Here is an 18,739-nt window from a genome sequence, read left to right on the forward strand (position 1 = left end):
TTCAGCTAGCCTCGTTCGGTTTTGGCCTATCGGCTGATTGACGGCGACATCATAATGACATTAAGGTCGCCAGCTAAATGCAGGAGCAAGGCACAGGCATTTGCGCCTGTCATTGCGCAACGGAACATATGGAGTATGGATGCGCGGGGCACTATTACGCAGCGGCAAGAGCGGGTCATTCACAGCATTGGGCGAAACAGGTCAACCGGTTTACCGGGCGGCTCTGCAATTGCGCGAAGCGATTCGCCGCAAGAATCCCGACCTGGTCGATCACCTGGCCATCCCTCAAAGCGACGAACTCGGCAACCAGATCGACTGGTACAGCGGCCTCGACGGCGATGTAATCCCGTGGAGCAGCGCGACCGAAGAAGAGCGCGCACCTGCTCGTCGGCAACTTGAAGCGCTGAAAACTGCGCTCGAAGAATTGAGCCAGCGTTTCCTCGGCACCGACTCGGACGAACCGCAGCAGGGCGACAAAGCCGTGTTCGGCAAGCTGCTCAAGCGCGTCATCCATTTCCCCGACGAAAACTTCGTCTACCTGGTGCAAGGCAAACCCGTGCTGACCTTTTGGGGTTTCGAGCACGCCGGCGCGGATCGCAATCGTGATCCGCTGCACTGCCTGTATCAGGTTCCCCCGGTTTTCACTTTGCCTGCGGAAACGCCAGCACCTGTCGCGGCACCGCTCGCGCCGGTGATTCCTGTCGTGACGCGTCCATGGTGGCGACGCTGGTGGTGGCTGTTACTGCTGCCGCTCCTGTTGTTGCTGTTGTGGCTGTTGCTCGGTCTGCGCGGCTGCGTACCGATTCCACTGGTGGCCGTCGACCTGCTGCCTGAAGGTGTGGTGCCCGTCGAACGGCAGGTAGAACCGCTGCCCGTCGGTACCGCGACCACGCTTAATGGCATCCCGGTTACCGGCACCGGCACCGGCGCCAACGTCGATACCGGCGCGGCGGTGATCGGTACACAAGGCGCAGAAGCACCGGCACTCGAAGGTGACGAAGCAGCTGCCGAAAACGCCGGCGTGACCCAGGACCCGACCGCCGAAACGCCTGCCAACGCTGCCGAAAACCCGACTGCACCGCCAGCCACGCCAGCGGCCGAGGCTGACAAGGCTGCCGCTGCCAAGGCCGGCCCGGCCCTGAGCATTCCGCCCAACGCGGCGGATGGCGCGGCCGATTTCCTCGATGGCCAATACCGCGCCGGCGCCGGCATTCAAGACCGCCGCACCGGCAAACCGTTACGCCTCGAATACCAGTTCAAGGACGGCAAGGGTGAAGTGACGGTGCATCAGGCCGATGGTTCGAAGTGCAGCGGCCCGGTCGCTGCCTCCATGAAGGGCGGCAGCCTCGCCATCGACAGTCAGGGCCAGGCCGTTTGCGGCGATGGCAGCACCTACGACATGCCCAAGGTCAACTGCCGCAAGGGAGCGACCACCGTCGCCGACTGCACTGGCGGTTATGGCAAAGATCAATTCCCAATGTCCATGCGGCAGATGGGCGAATAAGCACGGAATAACCCGAAATGTTGCCTGAAGTCACCCAGTTCGAAGACACCGTCACGCTCGTCAGCGACACCGGCATCCAGTTCATGGATTTCGCCCTGCGCCTGGATCCCCGCAAGGAGCCGGCGGGCGAGTTCGCTCCGATGATCAGCGGGCTGGTCTGCCGGCTGATGTACAACGAAGAGAAAGACTTCTACTTCTACGAGCCCGAACCGGAAAAGATCGAGAAGGCCAAACCGGCGTTCAGCCTCGACATGAAAAGCAGCCTCGACCTGCTCAACGGTGTCTGGCTGCCGATCCCGTTTTTCCGCTTCATGCCGCCGCACCGCTTCGATGAAGGTCCGAGCAACTGGTCGCGCATGCGCCTGGTCAAACTGGCCACGCCCGACATCGATGGCAACACGCATCGCCTGACGATGGCCTTCGACAGCCGCGTGATGCCCAAGCGTGACGGCACCGCTTACCTGGCGCCAAACGAAGAAGACATCAGCTCCGGCGTGTCTTTCAAACTGGCGACCAAGGCCAGCGAAACCCGCTGGTTCCTCGCTCAGCCGTGGGTCAATGAATGGCTGCTGGAATTGTTCAACGAGGGCAACAGCCATCGTTCGCGTGAAGAACTCGACATCGACATTCGCGCCAGCCATCACCTCGCGCATTACCTCAACGTGCTGAGCCTGCTGGGTAAGCCGTCAACGGCGATGCAGTCGACAGCGCGGCCGAAAGTCGACATTCCTGAACTCAAAGTCGTTGCCAATGACAGCAACGGTCAACCGATCCTGGTCGACCTGGTGCTCGACGTCGGCAACTCGCGCACCTGCGGCATCCTCATCGAAAACCACGGCCAGGCCGGCTCCGGGCTCAAGCACAATTACGTGCTGGAACTGCGCGATCTGATCACCCCTGAGCACACCTACAATCAGCCGTTCGAAAGCCGCGTCGAGTTCGCTCAGGCGAACTTCGGCAAGGACCATTGCTCGGTCAAAAGTGGTCGGCACGATGCGTTCCAGTGGGCGACGATCGCCCGTGTCGGTAACGAGGCCGGGCGTCTGGCCAGCCGTCGTCGCGGCACCGAAGGCTCGACGGGGCTGTCGAGTCCGAAACGTTATCTGTGGGACGAGAAGGCCTACGCGCCGGGCTGGCGTTTCAACTGCTCGTACGTCAAGACCGACAACGAGCCCTACGCTACCGCCGCACCGTTTTCGCACCTGATCAACGAAACCGGCGAGGCGCTCTACAGCCTCGACGAAGATGATCGTTTACCGGTGTTCATGCCGCGCTATTCGCGCAGCTCGCTGATGACCTTCATGCTCGCCGAAGTCCTGGCGCAGGCGCTGTCGCAGATCAACAGCCCGGCGCAACGTTCGCGTCAGGGCCACACGCGCTCACCGCGTCAGCTCAACAGCATCACCCTGACCGTGCCGCCGGGAATGCCCCAGGCGGAGCGCAGCATTCTCAACGAGCGCATGCTGCAAGCCATCGGCCTGGTGTGGAAAAGCCTCGGCTGGCACGCTGGCGAAGACGATCCGCACGAAAAAGAAGGCGCCAGCCCGCGCACGCCGATCCCGAGCATCCGCGTCGAATGGGACGAAGCGTCCTGCGGCCAGTTGGTCTACCTGTACACCGAGGTCAACGAGAACTTTGCCGGTCACCCGGAAGAGTTTTTCGACACCATTGCCCGGCCTGACAAGACCGACCGCGAACGCATCACGCTGGCGACCATCGATATCGGCGGCGGCACCACCGATCTGGTCATCACCGATTACCGCCTCGACCGCGCCGGCAATACCGGCAGCGGCAGCAACGTGCACATCGTTCCCGAGCAGCGTTTCCGCGACGGTTTCAAAGTGGCCGGCGATGACATTCTGCTCGACGTGATCCAGGACTTCATTCTGCCGAGTTTCGAAAAAGCCCTGCAGAACGCCGGTGTGAAGGCGCCGGACTCACTGATGTCGCGGTTGTGTGGCGATGAGTCGGTCAGCGCGCAGGACGTGATCCTGCGCCAGCAACTGAACCTGCAAGTGTTCTCGCCCCTCGGCCTGGCGCTGCTCAAGGCCTACGAGGCCTACGATCCGCAAGTCCCGCAGGAAGTCACGCCGCAGAGCTATCGACAGTTACTCGGCGACAACGCGATCAGCCAGACCGTGCTCGAATACGTCAACGCTGCCGTGCGCCGTGACGTTGGCGGGCAAAGCGATTTCGATCTGTACGCAGCGCAGATCAGCTTCGATCTGCAAAAGCTTCACGCCGCGTTCCTCAATGACCAGATCAACATCACCAAGATTCTCGGTGCACTGTGTGAAGTGGTCGCGCAGTACCCGTGCGACGTGCTGTTGCTGACTGGTCGGCCATCGCGCCTGCCGGGCATCCAGGCGTTTATCCGCAAAGTCTTGCCGCTGCCACCGGGGCGCATTCTGGCCCTGCAGAATTACCGCACCGGCGGCTGGTACCCGTTCCACAAGAACGGCCGCATCGACGATCCGAAAAGTACCGCTTCGGTCGGCGCCATGCTGTGCCTGCTGTGCGCCAACCACAGCGTGCCGAACTTCTACTTCCGCTCTTCGGCGCTGAAACCGTATTCGACGGTCAAGCATATCGGCGTGATCGACCTGAACAACGTGATCAAGGATGCCGACGTGCTGTACCGCGACATCCAGTCCGAAGACTACAAGATCAAGCTGCCGGAGATCGGCGTAGGCGATGACGCCGATACGCCGCAGCTGGAAATGCGCGGCGACCTGCGTCTCGGCTTCCGCCAATTGGCGGCTGATCGCTGGTCGGCCTCGCCGCTGTACACCTTGCGTTTCACCAAGAGCGGGCGAGAAAAGTTCTCCCGCGCAGTCGGTGAAAACGGTAGCGCACCGCTGCTCAAGGTGCGGTTCGAGGTGAAAACCGCCGACCAGTACACGAAAAAACAGGACCTGGTCAGCGACCGTCTCTCGGTGCGCGCCATTGAATCCAACAGCAACAACGTCAGCTTCAACCCGCGCAGCGACCTCGAGCTGGAACTCAACACCATGCTCGATGCCGGCCTGAGCGAGACCAAGTACTGGCTCGACAGTGGAAGTGTGAAACGCAAATGAACGACCTGACCCCCGAGCAACGCCAGCTCTCTGCCCAATGGGCTGCGGTTTATGAAGGTGCCGGTCAGGCACTGGACTGGATTGACCAGACGCGCGGCAACGCACCGCGTCTGGACAGCGAAGCCGACAACCTGAACATCCGCCTGCATCGTGCCCGCAACCTGGCTCACAGCCTCGGTCGCGTGGCCTGCACGCCGATGACCATCGGCTTTTTCGGTTTGTCCCAGGCCGGCAAGTCCTATCTGATTTCGGCGTTGGCGGCCGGTCAGAACGGCAAACTGGAAACCGATTACGGTGGCCAGCGCCTGGACTTCATTCGGCACATCAACCCGGTTGGTGGCGGCAAGGAAGCCACGGGCCTGGTGACGCGCTTCAGCCGTCGCGCTACGCCGAGCCAGGACCCGCAGTTCCCGGTGGAGCTGACGCTGTTCAAGGAAATCGAGCTGGCGAAGATTCTCGCCAACTCCTGGTTCAAGGACTTCGACCTTGAGCGGATTTCCTACGAGATCGACGAAGAACGTATCCAGCGCGTCCTTAAGCCGTTTGAAGGCCGCGAGAACGGGCCGCTGCAACCGGGTGTCAACGCCGACGATCTGGTGTCGCTGTGGGATTACCTGCGCGACAACTTCCGCAATTCGGTGAAAAAACTCGAACACCTGTACTGGCCGAAAGCGCTGCAACTGGCGCCACGCCTGAACTATCAGGAACGTGCCGAACTGTTCGCCATCCTCTGGGGCGAGCAACGCGAGCTGACCCGCGTGTATCAACAGCTGGCCGGCGCGCTGCACAAACTCGGCCTGCCCGAGACCGTGTTCGCCCCGCTGAAAGCCTTGGTGACGTTCGAGAACGACACCTACAGCCAGCGCGACAGCATCATGAACGTCGACATTCTCGAGCGTTTCGGCAGCCCGGCGGATTTGCCGGTCGACGTGCGCCCGCAAGTCGCCGGCCGCCTGCAAAACAGCCAGGGCATTCCGGTTGCGCAACTGGCGGCATTGACCGCCGAGATGACCTTCGGCCTGATCGAGCCACCGGCCGACGACATCGTCAATCAGGTCGACCTGCTCGACTTCCCCGGTTATCGCGGACGCAAGAAGCTTCACGAGATTGCCGATTCCAGCGACCCGGAATCGGCGACCAAGGACAACTCGGTCTCGCAATTGATCCTGCGCGGCAAGGTCGCTTACCTGTTCGAACGCTACACCGACAATCAGGAAATGAACGCGCTGGTGGTCTGCACCGGCTCGACCAAACAGAGTGACGTCAACGACGTCGGCCCGGTGCTGACGCGCTGGATCGAAAAAACCCAGGGCGCCGATGCCGCCGAGCGCAGCAAACGCGCGAACGGACTGATCTGGGCACTGACCATGCTCGACCTGCGGGTGACCAACTCGCTGAGCCTGACCGCCGATCAATACGACGAAAGCTGGAACGGCATGGTCAAGCTGACCATGCTCGAACGTTTCGGCAGCCTCAGCTGGATGAACGACTGGGCTGGCACGCCGTTCCAGAACACCTTCCTGGTGCGCAAGCCGCGGATGGACGCGGCGTTCATCATGCAGGACGCCAGTGGCGCCGAAACCGGCCTCAACAGTAATTATCAAAGCCGCGTCGAAGCGTTGGGCAGCAGCTTCGCCAGCAACGCACTGGTGTGCAAACACGTCGCCAATCCGGCCGAAGCCTGGACGGAAATGCTGAAAGATGATGACGGTGGTATCAGTTATTTCAGCAGCAGTTTCACCAAAGTGGCCAATATTGAATTCAAGCTGCAACGCATCCGCGAGCAGCTCGACCAATGCCTTGACGGCCTGACCACCCATGGCCTCAGCACTTGGTATCACGCCGACGGTGACGGTGCGGCCGCCGCCAAGAAAGCCCAGGCGCAGATGATTCTGTCCGGTCTGGGCCGACGCCCGGCGGTGCTTGGCGAGTTGATCGATCAGCTCGACATGCGCAGCGAAGAAGTGCGCGACCTATACCTCAGCGGCGTCTACGAAACCGATGACGAACCGGCCGCCAGCGATGAACCGGTCAGCACGCCACCAAGCCAGAGCCTGTACGGCAACGACGCCGGTTTCGATTTCGACTTCGGTGGCGACCTCGGTCAGGACAGCGCCCCCGTCAGCAGCAAAACCGGCGGCGCGGCGCCGGAACTGCAAAGCAATGAACACCGCTTCGCCAAAGCGGCCTTCAAAGCCTGGATCGCCCACCTGCGCGAACTGACCACCCGACAAAGCCTGCTCAACCTGCTCGGTCTGGAAAAAGCCTTGCTCGAAGCGGTGGTCGATGAATTGATCACCGCCGGCTACCGCCATGACTTGCCCGGCCAACTCAGCCGCGCTGTACTCAAGCGTGCACAAAGCGGCGCCCGTCGCGATCAACTGGTCGAACGCCAAGTGCTGGAAGTGCAACGCGTGCTGCGCGATTTCGTCTCCTGGTTCGGCTATATCCAGAAGCCGGTGAGCGAACGCCCGAACAGCCGGGCCGGTGCCAAGGCGCCACTGTTTTCCTTCTATGCCGACATCGGTCCGGGACAGGTTCCGGTGTTGCCGGCGCAACCGTCGAACCAGGCGCAGCTGTTTTTGGGCGACTGGCTCTCGGGCCTGGCCTACATCACCCTGGACAATGCCGGCCATGGTGCCGGTCGCGAAATCACCCCTGAACAGAACGAACGCCTGGGCCAAGTGCTCACCGCCTTCGCAGCGAGATAAGCAATGCCAATTCGTGTCGACCTGCTCGCGTTAGAGCCCAATGTGCCTGGCCGGGCCTGCCTTACCGTCAAGAAATGGCAGGGGGCGGAGGAACAGCTGGAATTTTCCATCCAGCGTAACCAGGACAGTTTCTATCTTCAGGAAGGACAAGTCTGGAGCAACAACCCGTTCTGGTTTCAGGTGTCGCGTTTCGACGTTGCCGCCAGCGGTGAAGCGCTGGAAGCCCAGGTTGGCCCGGAAGTTGTCGACCCGTTGCTGGAAGGCGGTGCCAGTTCGCAATTTCGCATCGAATTGCGCGAGCAGGGCCCGGGGCAAAGCGACGTCGGCGTAGTCCGCCCGGGTGTCGGCTTGCTGCCGTCCACGGCCGGCGGTGAGACCCGCTCGACTTACGGCGCAGCACAACTGACTGCGCCGAGTGCGCCCGAGCCGGAAATCCCCGAGTTGCCAGAGCTGGTGCTGCCTGAGATCGAGGCGCCGGTCGAACCTGAGCCGATCATCCCTGAGCCCGTCTACACCCCGCCACCGGCGCCGGTGAAGAAGAGCAACAAAGGTCTGATCGGTCTGCTCATCGTGGTGTTGCTGCTGATCGCTGCAGCCGTGGTTTTCTGGCTGATGAAGCGCGCTCCGGAGCCTGCCGCTCCGGCTGTCGCCGCGACAGCGCCGGCGAGTGCCGATGCTTGCACGCTGGAAAGCATGAACAGCCTGCCCGAGTTGACGTTCGTCCAGACCTGCATCAAGGCGGCTCCCGACAGCGCCAAACTGCTGGAGATCATCAACGAGGCCAAGGCCGGTAAACATTGCGGCATCGCCCAGCGCCTGTACGCCAACCGCGCCCAGGCCGGTGATGCACTGATCGCCAACGCCTATGCCCATGAATACGATCCGAAATACCTGAAAGCCAGCGATTGCTTCCCGGCAGCGGACAACGCCACCGCTGCTTACTGGTACGAAACGATCCTGACGCAAGACCCGAATAATGCCGAAGCCAAGCAGCGTTTCGAGGAGTTGCAGAAGTGATGCGCACCTCCATGAATCGCTTCCTGCTCAGCGGTGCCGCGCTGCTCGCACTGTGCATCAGCCCGCTGGCAATGGCCGATGAAAAACCGCTGATCCAGGCCGGCAAAAAGACTTTGTTCCAGCGCGTGCTGACCACCCCGGGCTGCAAGATCAGCCCGACGGCGGGTGGCGCGGCCGGCGACGAGCAACCGGTGTTCAGCCGTTTCTATGTCTACGAGCGCGCCCAGGCGAGTAACGCCGAGTGGCTGAAAGTCGGCCCCGACAGTTACGGCAAAACCATCGGCTGGCTGCCCGCCAGTTGCACCACTGACTGGAAAATGCAGCTGACGCTGGCGTTCACCAACCCGGCCAACCGCGACCGCCTGCTGTTTTTCAAAGAGCGCGCCACGGTCGAAGGCATCCTCGATGCGCCGGATCCGGTGAGCAAAGTCGCTCCGCTGCGAGCCACCCTGAAGAAAGGCAAGCAAGCACCCGGCGTACTTGCCGAAGAACCTGAATACTTCGTCGACCTGCAAAAGCAGTTCTACCTGCTGCCCGTGCTCAGCGGCGAAGAAGTCATGACCGAAGCGGGCTTCCGCACGCGCCTGCTCAATGTCGCCTCGGTCAGCAAAGCCGAGGCAAAAGACACCAAAGGTGCGGCTGCTGGCAGCACGGCCGGCGGCAAGGAAGCCGAAGACAAGGCCACCAGCCAACTGAAAGAATTCAGTGCGGCGGTGGTGTTTGTCATCGACTCGACGATTTCGATGGACCCGTACATCGACCGCACCCGTGAGGCGATCCGCAAGGTCTATCAGCAGATCGAATCGCAGAACCTCGGCAAACAGGTCAAGTTCGGTCTGGTCGCATTCCGTTCCAGCACTGATGCGGTGCCGGGCCTGGAATACACCACGAAGATGTACGCCGACCCGACCAAAGTGAAAGACAGCGCGGACTTCCTCGCCAAAGTCGCCGACCTCAAGCAGGCCAAGGTCTCCAGCAGCAGCTTCGACGAAGATGCCTACGCCGGCGTCATGCACAGTATCGACAAGGTCGACTGGAGCCAGTTCGGCGCGCGTTACGTGGTGCTGATCACCGATGCTGGCGCCATCGAAGGCGACGACAAACTGTCGAAAACCGGTTTGAGCGCTGCGCAGGTGCGTCTTGAAGCAGGCAATCCGGGCGTGGCGATTTACACCCTGCACCTGAAGACGCCGGCAGGAATTAAAGACCACGCCAAGGCCGAGGCGCAGTACCAGAACCTGTCGACTTACCCGGGCACCAACACTTCGCTGTACTACCCGGTCAACGCTGGCGACATCCAGGAGTTCGGACGCAAGGTCGACACCCTGGCCGCGGCCATCACCTCACAGGTGAAAGCCGCCTACATGGGCGAAGACGCCATCGGCAGCGCGGCGAATGCCAAACAGGATCCCGCCGAGAAGAAGATGCTCGACGATGCGGCGCTGATCGGCCACGCCATGCAACTGGCGTATCTGGGCGAGAAGACCAACAGCAAGGCCCCGCCGGTGTTCAAGGCGTGGATCACCGACCGTGACCTGATCAAACAGAACATCCCGACCACCGACGTACGCGTGTTGTTGACCAAATCCCAGCTCAGCGACTTGAGCGATGTGATGAAGCAGATACTCGATGCGGCCAACGAAGGCCTGATTTCGCCGACGGAAATGTTCGAGCGCCTGCGCTCGGTCGCCGCGACCATGGGCGCCGACCCTAATCAGCTCAAGCAGAACGGTAACGCCAAACTGGCGGACATGGGCGTGCTCGGTGAGTACCTCGAAGACCTGCCCTACCAGAGCGAAGTGTTGAACCTCGACGAAGAGACCTGGAAGAGCTGGGACGGTCTGGCGCAAGAGAAATTCATCCGCACGCTCAACACCAAACTGCGCCACTACCAGCGCTACAACGCTGACGTCGACCGTTGGGTGGCATTGGCCAAGGACAGCGATGCGCGGGACAACGTTTACCCCGTGCCTCTGGAAATGATGCCTTAACGAGACGCTGATGCTCGATATCAAAAACCTGCTGGTGCGCCGCGGTGAGGGCGCACTGGCGCATCACGTGCGCCTGCCGCAATTGCATGTCGGTGGCGGGGAAATCCTCGCTATTACTGGCGAGAGCGGCAGCGGCAAAAGCACGCTGCTCGAAGCCATCGGCCTGTTACTGGCGCCGGTCGAGCTCGAACGCTTTCGCCTCGGCCCGCCGGCCTCGGCAACGCGACCGGCGCAGGACATTGCCCAACTGCTGGCCAGCGATGACCAAGCGAGTCTGGCGGCGGTGCGCTCGCGGGATTTGGGTTTCATTTTGCAAAGTGGCGGGCTGCTGCCGTTTCTCAGTGTGCGCGACAACATCAGCCTGCCACGACGCTTGCTCGGGATGCCGGCGCACAGCGCTCACGTCGATCACGCGGTCGAGGTGCTGCGCCTGCAAGGCTTGCTGGATAAGAAGCCGCAAGCCTTGTCGATCGGCGAGCGTCAGCGGGTCGCCTGTGTGCGGGCAATTGCCCATGAACCGCTGCTGCTGTTGGCCGACGAGCCTACTGCGGCTCTCGACCCGCACAGCGCGCGACGTTTGTTCGAATTGTTGCTGAGTCTGGTATCGAGCATGGGCCTGAGCGCGCTGGTGGTCTCGCATGACTGGGCCTTGCTCAAGGATTTCGGCTTGCCACGACTCGGCGCCATCAGCCGTCAGGGAGAAACACTGTTTGAACCGATGGACTGAGCGCCTGCGCCTGCTGATCACGCTGGCTGTGCAAGACCTCTGGCACGACCGCAAGGTGTCGCTGTGCATTGCCGCCTCTCTGGTGGCGGTGATCGCGCCGTTGCTGTTGTTGTTCGGGCTCAAGCACGGCGTGGTCAGCCAGTTGCAGGATGAACTGCTGCGCGACCCACGCAATCTTGAAGTGAAGATGCTTAGCAACGGCAACTACGACAGTGCCTGGATCGAGCGTCTGCGCCAGCGCCCGGAAACGGCTTTTGCCCTCGGTCAGACCCGCTCGCTGAATACTCAGGCGGACTTGTTTGTCGGCCTGCAAAAGTTTGTCGAAGGCGCGGAAATCATCGCCACTGAACCTGGCGACCCGCAGCTGAATCTGCCGCAACTCAACCCGGTCGGCAATCAAGTGATCCTCAGCGCCCGCGCCGCGCAACGCTTGCAGGCCAAGGCCGGCGACCGCGTGCAACTGCGCGTGCTGCGCCGACTGGAAGGCGCCAATGAGCGCGGCGAAATCACCTTGAGCGTCATCGCTGTACTGGACGGCGCACGCTTCGGTCGCGCCGCCGGGTTTGTCGCACCGCCGCTGCTGCTGGACCTCGAACGTTTTCGCGACGGCTATCAGGTCGCGGCGTTCGGCATCGCCACCGGCAAGCCGCAAGGCAATCTGCAACCGCTGTATGCCCGAGCCCGCGTGTATGCGCGTGACATCGATCAGGTCGCGCCGCTGGAACGCTGGCTCAACGAACAACACATCGAAACCTCGAGCCGACTGGCCGACATCGACAACGTCAAAGCCATCAATCATGTGCTCGGGTTGATCTTCGGCGTGATTGCCCTGGCGGCGCTGATCGGCTGCGTGGCGTCGATGGTCGGGGCGTTTCTGGCCAACATCGACCGCAAGCGCAAAAGCCTCGCGGTACTGCGCCTGCTGGGTTTCCAGCGCGCGGCCGTCGGCGGTTTCGTGATTGTCCAGGCGCTGCTGCTGAGCCTTGCCGGTTACCTCGGCGGGCTGGCTTTTTATGCGGTCGGTAGCCATTTGTTCGACTACTTGCTCGGCAGCAGCCAGGCCACCGGCACGTTCGTTTGTCACATCACTTTCTGGCATGGCCTTGCCGCCCTGCTCCTGACCTTTCTGGTCGCTGCACTGGTGGCCATGATCGGCGCCGTGCGAGCCATCAGCATCCAACCTGCGGAGAGTCTGCGTGAGCTATAAACGTTTTGGCTGGCTGTTGCCCCTGAGCCTGGGCTACCTGCTCGACGCCTCGGCGGCGGGCTGGGAAGAGAAATATTACAACCCGCTGCCCGAGGCCAGTGACGTGGTTCTGCCGATGCCTTGCGAAGGCTCGATGGTGTTTCGCAAGGTGTTCATTCCGGTCGCCGGCCCGCTGGATGACTATCCGATCAACATCGGCCAGGATGGCGCGGAATACGGTTACGTCGAACAGACTCGCCCGACCTTCATCGCCGGCAGCTTTACCGGCGGCAAGAGCGACAAATCCCGTTACTACCTGATGGCCAAGTACGAGATGAGTCAGCTGCAATACGCCGCGCTGACCGATGACACCTGCCCGACCGCCGCGACCAAAATGCGCCTGCCGCAAGTTGCCGTGAGCTGGGTGCAGGCCATCGACGCCGCTGACAAATACAACCTGTGGCTGCGCAAGAACGCCGCCGACAAGTTGCCGAAAGAAGACGGCGCGCTGGGTTTCCTGCGCCTGCCGACCGAGGTCGAGTGGGAGTTCGCCGCACGTGGCGGGCTGGAAGTCGGTGCGGCGGAGTTTCGCGACACACGCTATCCGATGCCCGATGGCATCAACGCCTACGAGTGGTTCGCCGGGGCGCAATCGTCGAACGGCAAGCTGCAACTGACCGGTCTGCAAAAACCCAACCCCTTGGGCCTGCATGACATGCTCGGCAACGTCGACGAAATGATGTTCGAGCCGTTTCGCCTGAACAAACTCGATCGTCAGCACGGCCAGGCCGGCGGTTATGTCGTGCGCGGCGGCAATTACCTGACCGCCCAGGCTGACCTGCGCACCGCGTTGCGCAAGGAAGAGCCGTATTACAACGCCGACGGCCAGGTGAAAAACAAGACCACCGGCCTGCGCCTGGTCATGGTCTCTCCGACCCTGACCTCGCGTGAGCGCGTCGCCAGTATCGAAAGCAGCTGGAAGAAACTCGGTACCGGCAGCAAAGAAACCGAATCGGCCGATAAAGGCGCGGTGCAGTCCCTCAATACGCTGGCCTCGGGCGTCGAAGACAAAGCCCTCAAGGAAAAACTCCAGGCCCTGGAAAACCAACTGCGCGCGAGTAATCAGCAGCAGGAAGAAACCCGCGATCAGGCGATTCGCGCCAGCCTCAACCTCGGCGCATTCCTTTGCACCAAGATGCTCGACGACGGCCAGTACGTGGATTTCCTGCAGAAAAACTACAAGCTCAACTGCGAGTCCGCCGACAAGGACGCCAGTTGCGACATGCGCAAAGCCAAGCTCGAGGAGCAGAAGGATCGCCTGCACAAACTCAGCCGTTACTACGCCAGCAGCCTGGTGGAATCGGCGACGTTGTATGGCCAGCCGTTGCTTGAAGCACAGGTGCCGGTGATGGAAGAAATCATCACCCGCAACAAACAGCTGCAAGATCTCAAACCGTACTTGCGCACGCACTGGGCGAATCAGAAGACCTTCCTGCAAAAGCAGAAGATCGACACCGACGCCTGGCTCAACAGCTGCAAAACCGTATCCCAATAACAACGCACTACAACACTGTCATCAAGGAGCTTCACCATGTCGCGCAGCCTCTGGACTCGCTTCAAGCTACAAATCGCTTTCGTACTCACCGGCAGCCTGCTGCTGACCGGTTGCGCCAATACCGGCAGTTCGATGCTCGGCGGCAGCGATGGCACCGACCCACGCCTGACCCAGGGCAGTGACGCGCAGTTCTTCAGCAAATCCGGTTATCAGGCCTGCGCCGTCGGTGCCGGCGTCGGTATCCTCGGTTGCGCGCTGTCCAACAGCAGCAACAAGGCTGTTTGCGCGATCGCCGCCGGTATCACCGCGTGTGGCGTGGCCATGGGCGCCAACTACTATCTGGATCAGCGTCGCAGCGAATACTCCGACACCACCACCCGTCTGGCGAAGATGAACAGCGATGTCGAGCAAGACACGCAAAACGTGGTGGCCCGTACCGCGACCGCGCAACAAGTGATCAACGACGATCAGGCACGCATCGCCCAGATCAAAAAGGACATCGCCAGCAAGAAGGTCGACAAGACCAAGGCGCAGGCGCAAATCGCCGAAATCGACCAGAACATCGCCCGCCTGCGTAAAGACCTCGGCAACATGCGCACCAAGGTCACCGAGTACACCAAGGTGGCCGACGCCGAACGCGCGCAAGGCGCCAGCGCCGAGATCAAGCAGGTCGACGTGAACATTCTGAAGATGAACGAGAAAGTCGCCGCCCTGCAAAAGGAAGTCGACGGTCTTTACAGCCAGCGCTCCGCGATCACTCTGGGTTAAGCACATGACGCTAAAACAGCTGGCGGTCCTCACCGCCATCCTGGCCTTGAGCGGTTGCGCGACCAAGCCTGGCGAATGCGATTCGACCAATCGCGACAGCAGCATGCTGACCAAGATGAACTGTGACTACTCCGGTGGCTACAGCGATCAGGTCAAGCAGAAGGAGCAGGCACTGACCGAATCGCGTCTGCAAAACGCGATGTTCCGCCAGGTCTACGAGAACATTCAGGCCCAGCAACTGAGCACCAGAACCGATCTGGCCAGTCAGCAGAAATCCCAGGCTGAGTTGAACCAGTCGCTGGGCAATCTGCTGACCTCGCTCAAGGGCCGGCGCGGTAATGAAGGCTCGGTGCAGAAGCAGATTGCCGATCTGGAGCAGCAGCTCAAGGCCTCGCAGGCAGCCCCTACCGCCAAGGCTTCACCGGCGACTCTGGCGGCCAAGCAGGAACAGCTGAAAACGCTGCAGAAGAAGGTCAATCAACTGCAGTTCAGTCTCGGTTACGAAGAGTAACTTTTCACCCCGCAGGCCTCCCGTCGGAGGCCTGCAGCTTTTTCAGGAATCGTCGTCATGCAGCGGGTCATCAGGGATGCGCACGCCACACCGGAGGGGATGAGTGCGCTGCAGGCCAAAGTCGCCCTCATTCAAAAACACTTTCCGCCGACCAGCGCGAGCCTGTTCGCCATCCCCCGGATGGGCAGCGGCGATGTGCTGGAATGGTGGACCGAACTGGGTGGCCAGCCGACGCCCTATGCCGAACTCAATGAGGACGCGCAACGACGCTTGCTGCAAACCTATGAGGTGCGCCAGACCTCCCTCGAACAATTGGCCGATGAATTGCAAAAACGCGGGCAGCCGACGGTAGCGGATGACTTGCGCAGCCTGCTCGGCAGCCCTGAGCTGGACAAGCTTTACAGCCTCAATGGTGAGCCGCTGGTGGTGCGCTGGAACCAGCGACCGCCGCGACCGATCGTGCCGCCGGTCGTACCGCCAGTGCCATTGGCGCCGGTGGTGCCGCCTTCGCGCCGTGGCTGGTGGATCGCCGCTGCCTTGCTGGCGCTGCTGTTGTTGCTGCTGGCGCTGTGGCTCTGGTGGTTTCTGCACCGTGAACCTGTTGTCGTTGCAGTTCCCCCCGCAGCAGCGGTCGTGGCGCCTGTGGAACAACCGGTCGAGCCGGTGCCCGAGCCTGTGGTCGAACCGCAACCGGTTCCAGAACCAGAGCCGGAACCCGAGCCGGCCCCGGAACCCGTCCCGCCGCCAAAACCGGTGGTCGTTGCCCCGCCGCCGCCACCGACACTGGACAACTTCGCCTGCCGTAAAAAAGCCCCGAATGCGGTGATCCCGCAATTCGTCGTGGTGCTCGATACATCAGGGTCGATGGAACTCAACACCAAAGCGGTGAAAGCCGACGAAGAATGGTTCTTTGGCAACAGTCTCAACCAGTACATGGACCCCAATCGTGCCATGCGAATCTTCGAGAAACCGAGCCGCATGAACGTCGCCCAGGATTCGCTGGCCGGCATGATCAACGCGCTGGACCCGAAGATCGACACGCGCCTGATCACTTTCGCTGGTTGCGAAAGCACACCTGACCAAGGGGTGTTCAAGTTTGCCGATCGTTCACGCCTGATCAACGGGATCCGTGGCCTGGTACCCAACGATGGCACGCCGTTGGCCGATAGCCTGGCGAAAGCGGCGAGCACCGTGGACGGGCGTAACAATGACGCGGTGATCGTGATGTTCATCGACGGCGAGGACGGTTGCCAGAAGGACGTCTGCGCGGTATCCCGACGCATTGCCCAGGAGCAACCGCGGTTGCGGGTCAATGTGGTGAGCATCGGCGCCGGTGGACCTTCACAGTGCATCGCGAAAAATACCGGAGGCCGGGTTTACGCAAGCACCAACGCGGCCGAACTGGCCAAACAGTTGAAGCTGGCGAGCAAGGAAGTCTCCAGCAACGCCAAATGTAACTGACACACACCGGCTCCTCGTCACCGCGTAATCCCCCTGTAGGAGCTGCGGCACGCTGCGATCTTCTGATCTTGTTTTGCAGAATCAAAAGATCGCAGCCTCGTTTCACTCGACAGCTCCTACAAGAGGCATCAGCGGAAGCGGTCGACCTCAGAGCGCAGGTCTGCTGCGAGTTTCTCCAGCTCTTTGGCGGTGACGGCGAGGTTTGACACCACTTCGCGCTGTTCACTGTTGGCCAGCGCAATGCTCTGCAGGTTGCTGCTGAGCAATGTCGCGGTGCTGCTCTGCTCCTGAGTCGCCGTGGTGATCGCGGCAAACTGCTGACCCGCCGAACGGCTCTGCTCGTCGATTCGTGCCAGCGCCGAGGCGACATTGGCGTTACGCGACAAACCTTCCTGCATCAACACATTGCCCTGCTCCATGGTGCTGATCGCGTTGCCGGTTTCCTGCTGGATGCTGTGAATCATGCTGGAAATCTCATCGGTCGCCTGACGAGTGCGCGAGGCCAGGCTGCGCACTTCATCCGCCACCACGGCAAAGCCACGCCCTTGCTCACCGGCACGCGCCGCTTCAATCGCAGCGTTGAGCGCCAACAGATTGGTCTGCTCGGCAATCGAGGTGATCACCCCGACAATGCCGCCGATTTCCTGCGAGCGCTGGCCGAGTGTGTTGATTACTGTGGCGGTGCTGTTCAGCGCGCCGGCGATTTGCTCCAGCGACGACGAAGCCTCTTCCATGGAGCTGCGACCAATCTGCGTCTGCTGGGCGTTTTCCTGCGCCAGACGCTGGGTCGCGCCCATGTTGTCGGCAATATTCAGCGAGGTCGCGCTGAACTCTTCCACCGCGCCGGCCATGCTGGTGATTTCGCCGGACTGCTGCTCCATGCCTTCGTACGCGCCGCCGGACAGGCCAGACAAGGCTTGCGCACGGCTGTTGACCTCTTCCGAAGAACGGCGGATGTGCTCGACCATAGTCGACAACGCTTGGCTCATCTGGTTGAACGCGCGGGACAGCTGACCGATTTCGTCGTTGCTCGATACGCTCAGGCGCACGCTCAGATCGCCGGCGCCCAAAGCTTCGGCCTGACGCACCAGGTCACCCAGTGGCGCCAGTTTGCTACGCAGCAACCAGACCACGGAACCGACCGCCAACAGCATCGCCAGCAGGCTGCCAATGGCCAATTGCGTACCGACGCTCCAGGTCACCGCGCGGATTTCGGCTTTCGGCATGCTTGCCACAACCGACCACGGCCCGCCATCGAACGGCACCGCTACGCTGTAGAAATCTTCGGACTTGTCGCCCCAGAACTGACCTTTGCCCGGCGATTTCGCCAGATCCTTGATCACTGGAATCGCTTGATCCAACGCCTGCACACCCGCCGGAGCAACCAGCCATTTGCTCTGCTCATCGAGCAGCGCCAGCGAGCCGGTCTGGCCAATGCGGAAGCGCTTGAGGTTGTCGAACTGGGCATTCTGCGCGTCGGTGTAATCGAAACCGACAAACAACACCGCAATCACCTTGCCGCTGCCGTCGCGCACTGGCGTGTACTGAGTCATGTAGGAACGATCGAACAGCAACGCACGGCCAACATAGCTCTGCCCCGCCATCAACTTCGCGTACGCCGGGTGAGCATGGTCAAGCAAGGTGCCGATGGCGCGGGTGCCATCCTGCTTGGTCAGCGAGGTGCTGACCCGCACAAAGTCTTCGCCACTGCGCACGAACAGCGTGGCGACGCCAGCCGTCATCTGCTTGAACTCGTCGACTTCCTTGAAGTTGTTGTTCAGCACTTCGCTGCCCAGATGCAGGCCCGGGGTTTGCGTGCCAGCGACCGTCACCGGCTCATCGGCGTGAATGCTCAGGCCGGCGCTGAAGCGCTTTTCGAACAACCCGCTCAGACGCTGGGTGCTTTCACGCAGCGTGCCGTGAAAGGTGCTCAGTTGGTCGGCCAGCAGCCGCGCCTCACTGGCCAGATGTTCTTCACGGGTGGCGAGGTTGGCCGAATCCAGCGAACGCAGGGCGAACACAGTACTGCCACTGATGACGATTGCCAGTATCACAGCGAGCGCGAGGCCCAGCTGCGAGGCGATCCGAGCGCGAGGTTGAGACATGCACAGCTCCTGGCCGAGCCACGGGATCCTCCTTGATCTCGACTCGGATAATTTTCTAATAGTTGGGGGTGAATCGTGGATACCGGCACGACGGTTCCACTTGCTCATAGTCGGCGGTAAAACCGA

At 61.4% G+C, this 18,739-nt stretch carries 12 protein-coding genes and 1 pseudogene; 11 read left to right on the plus strand and 2 right to left on the minus strand.

The annotated features are described in order from the left end of the window. The first annotated feature begins 139 nt into the window (after positions 1-139). Genes ACIPZE_RS21640 through ACIPZE_RS21690 form a run of 11 tightly spaced genes read left to right on the plus strand, consistent with a single transcriptional unit; the run spans position 140 to position 16,508 of the window. The gene (locus tag ACIPZE_RS21640) at positions 140-1,504 is read left to right on the plus strand and encodes an SrfA family protein (RefSeq protein ID WP_400775170.1); all 1,365 of its coding nucleotides are present in this window, start codon (positions 140-142) and stop codon (positions 1,502-1,504) included. A gap of 17 nt (positions 1,505-1,521) precedes the next feature. Beyond that, positions 1,522-4,581, plus strand: coding sequence for a virulence factor SrfB (locus ACIPZE_RS21645; RefSeq protein WP_400775173.1), 3,060 nt, complete (start codon positions 1,522-1,524; stop codon positions 4,579-4,581). Further along, positions 4,578-7,292: a putative virulence factor gene (locus tag ACIPZE_RS21650; RefSeq protein ID WP_400775175.1), complete on the plus strand. Its 2,715-nt coding sequence runs from the start codon at positions 4,578-4,580 to the stop codon at positions 7,290-7,292. The genes ACIPZE_RS21645 and ACIPZE_RS21650 overlap by 4 nt, the downstream gene beginning before the upstream one ends. A 3-nt stretch (positions 7,293-7,295) precedes the next feature. Beyond that, positions 7,296-8,309 carry a hypothetical protein gene (locus ACIPZE_RS21655; RefSeq protein WP_400775178.1) on the plus strand — a complete coding sequence of 338 codons (1,014 nt, stop codon included), beginning with the start codon at positions 7,296-7,298 and terminating at the stop codon, positions 8,307-8,309. Further along, positions 8,309-10,300, plus strand: a complete 1,992-nt coding sequence (locus ACIPZE_RS21660; protein WP_283438365.1) for a vWA domain-containing protein — start codon at positions 8,309-8,311, stop codon at positions 10,298-10,300. Before ACIPZE_RS21655 ends, ACIPZE_RS21660 begins: the two co-directional genes overlap by 1 nt. Before the next feature lie 10 nt (positions 10,301-10,310). Continuing rightward, positions 10,311-11,027: an ABC transporter ATP-binding protein gene (locus ACIPZE_RS21665; RefSeq protein ID WP_283438364.1), complete on the plus strand. Its 717-nt coding sequence runs from the start codon at positions 10,311-10,313 to the stop codon at positions 11,025-11,027. Then, complete coding sequence (locus ACIPZE_RS21670) at positions 11,011-12,234, plus strand: ABC transporter permease (RefSeq protein ID WP_129396055.1); 1,224 nt, start codon at positions 11,011-11,013, stop codon at positions 12,232-12,234. Before ACIPZE_RS21665 ends, ACIPZE_RS21670 begins: the two co-directional genes overlap by 17 nt. Further along, a complete protein-coding gene (locus ACIPZE_RS21675; RefSeq protein WP_400775180.1) occupies positions 12,224-13,768 on the plus strand; it encodes an SUMF1/EgtB/PvdO family nonheme iron enzyme in 1,545 nt (514 codons plus the stop codon). Before ACIPZE_RS21670 ends, ACIPZE_RS21675 begins: the two co-directional genes overlap by 11 nt. Before the next feature lie 36 nt (positions 13,769-13,804). Continuing rightward, the gene (locus ACIPZE_RS21680) at positions 13,805-14,536 is read left to right on the plus strand and encodes a hypothetical protein (protein ID WP_283438361.1); all 732 of its coding nucleotides are present in this window, start codon (positions 13,805-13,807) and stop codon (positions 14,534-14,536) included. 4 nt (positions 14,537-14,540) lie between these two features. Next, positions 14,541-15,047, plus strand: coding sequence for a hypothetical protein (locus tag ACIPZE_RS21685; RefSeq protein WP_400775183.1), 507 nt, complete (start codon positions 14,541-14,543; stop codon positions 15,045-15,047). A gap of 57 nt (positions 15,048-15,104) precedes the next feature. Beyond that, positions 15,105-16,508, plus strand: a complete 1,404-nt coding sequence (locus ACIPZE_RS21690; RefSeq protein WP_400775186.1) for a VWA domain-containing protein — start codon at positions 15,105-15,107, stop codon at positions 16,506-16,508. Between the two features lie 128 nt (positions 16,509-16,636). Here ACIPZE_RS21690 and ACIPZE_RS21695 read toward each other — a convergent pair whose 3' ends face one another. Beyond that, positions 16,637-17,497 (minus strand): methyl-accepting chemotaxis protein, encoded by an 861-nt coding sequence (locus tag ACIPZE_RS21695; protein WP_400775222.1) that lies wholly within the window; start codon positions 17,495-17,497, stop codon positions 16,637-16,639. Next, positions 17,492-18,721: pseudogene (locus ACIPZE_RS21700) on the minus strand (Cache 3/Cache 2 fusion domain-containing protein); the annotation flags it as partial. The pseudogene ACIPZE_RS21700 and the gene ACIPZE_RS21695, both read right to left, overlap by 6 nt. Between the last annotated feature and the right edge of the window lie 18 nt (positions 18,722-18,739).

It is taken from the genome of Pseudomonas sp. NPDC089741 (assembly GCF_044748825.1).
GTDB classification, from domain to species: domain Bacteria; phylum Pseudomonadota; class Gammaproteobacteria; order Pseudomonadales; family Pseudomonadaceae; genus Aquipseudomonas; species Aquipseudomonas helmanticensis.

Coding starts and splice junctions, on each gene's coding strand:
- ACIPZE_RS21640 (WP_400775170.1), top strand. CDS start 140: ATGCGCGGGGCACTATTACGCAGCGGCAAGAGCGGGTCATTCACAGCA.
- ACIPZE_RS21645 (WP_400775173.1), top strand. CDS start 1,522: ATGTTGCCTGAAGTCACCCAGTTCGAAGACACCGTCACGCTCGTCAGC.
- ACIPZE_RS21650 (WP_400775175.1), top strand. CDS start 4,578: ATGAACGACCTGACCCCCGAGCAACGCCAGCTCTCTGCCCAATGGGCT.
- ACIPZE_RS21655 (WP_400775178.1), top strand. CDS start 7,296: ATGCCAATTCGTGTCGACCTGCTCGCGTTAGAGCCCAATGTGCCTGGC.
- ACIPZE_RS21660 (WP_283438365.1), top strand. CDS start 8,309: ATGCGCACCTCCATGAATCGCTTCCTGCTCAGCGGTGCCGCGCTGCTC.
- ACIPZE_RS21665 (WP_283438364.1), top strand. CDS start 10,311: ATGCTCGATATCAAAAACCTGCTGGTGCGCCGCGGTGAGGGCGCACTG.
- ACIPZE_RS21680 (WP_283438361.1), top strand. CDS start 13,805: ATGTCGCGCAGCCTCTGGACTCGCTTCAAGCTACAAATCGCTTTCGTA.
- ACIPZE_RS21685 (WP_400775183.1), top strand. CDS start 14,541: ATGACGCTAAAACAGCTGGCGGTCCTCACCGCCATCCTGGCCTTGAGC.
- ACIPZE_RS21690 (WP_400775186.1), top strand. CDS start 15,105: ATGCAGCGGGTCATCAGGGATGCGCACGCCACACCGGAGGGGATGAGT.
- ACIPZE_RS21695 (WP_400775222.1), bottom strand. CDS start 17,497: ATGAGCCAAGCGTTGTCGACTATGGTCGAGCACATCCGCCGTTCTTCG.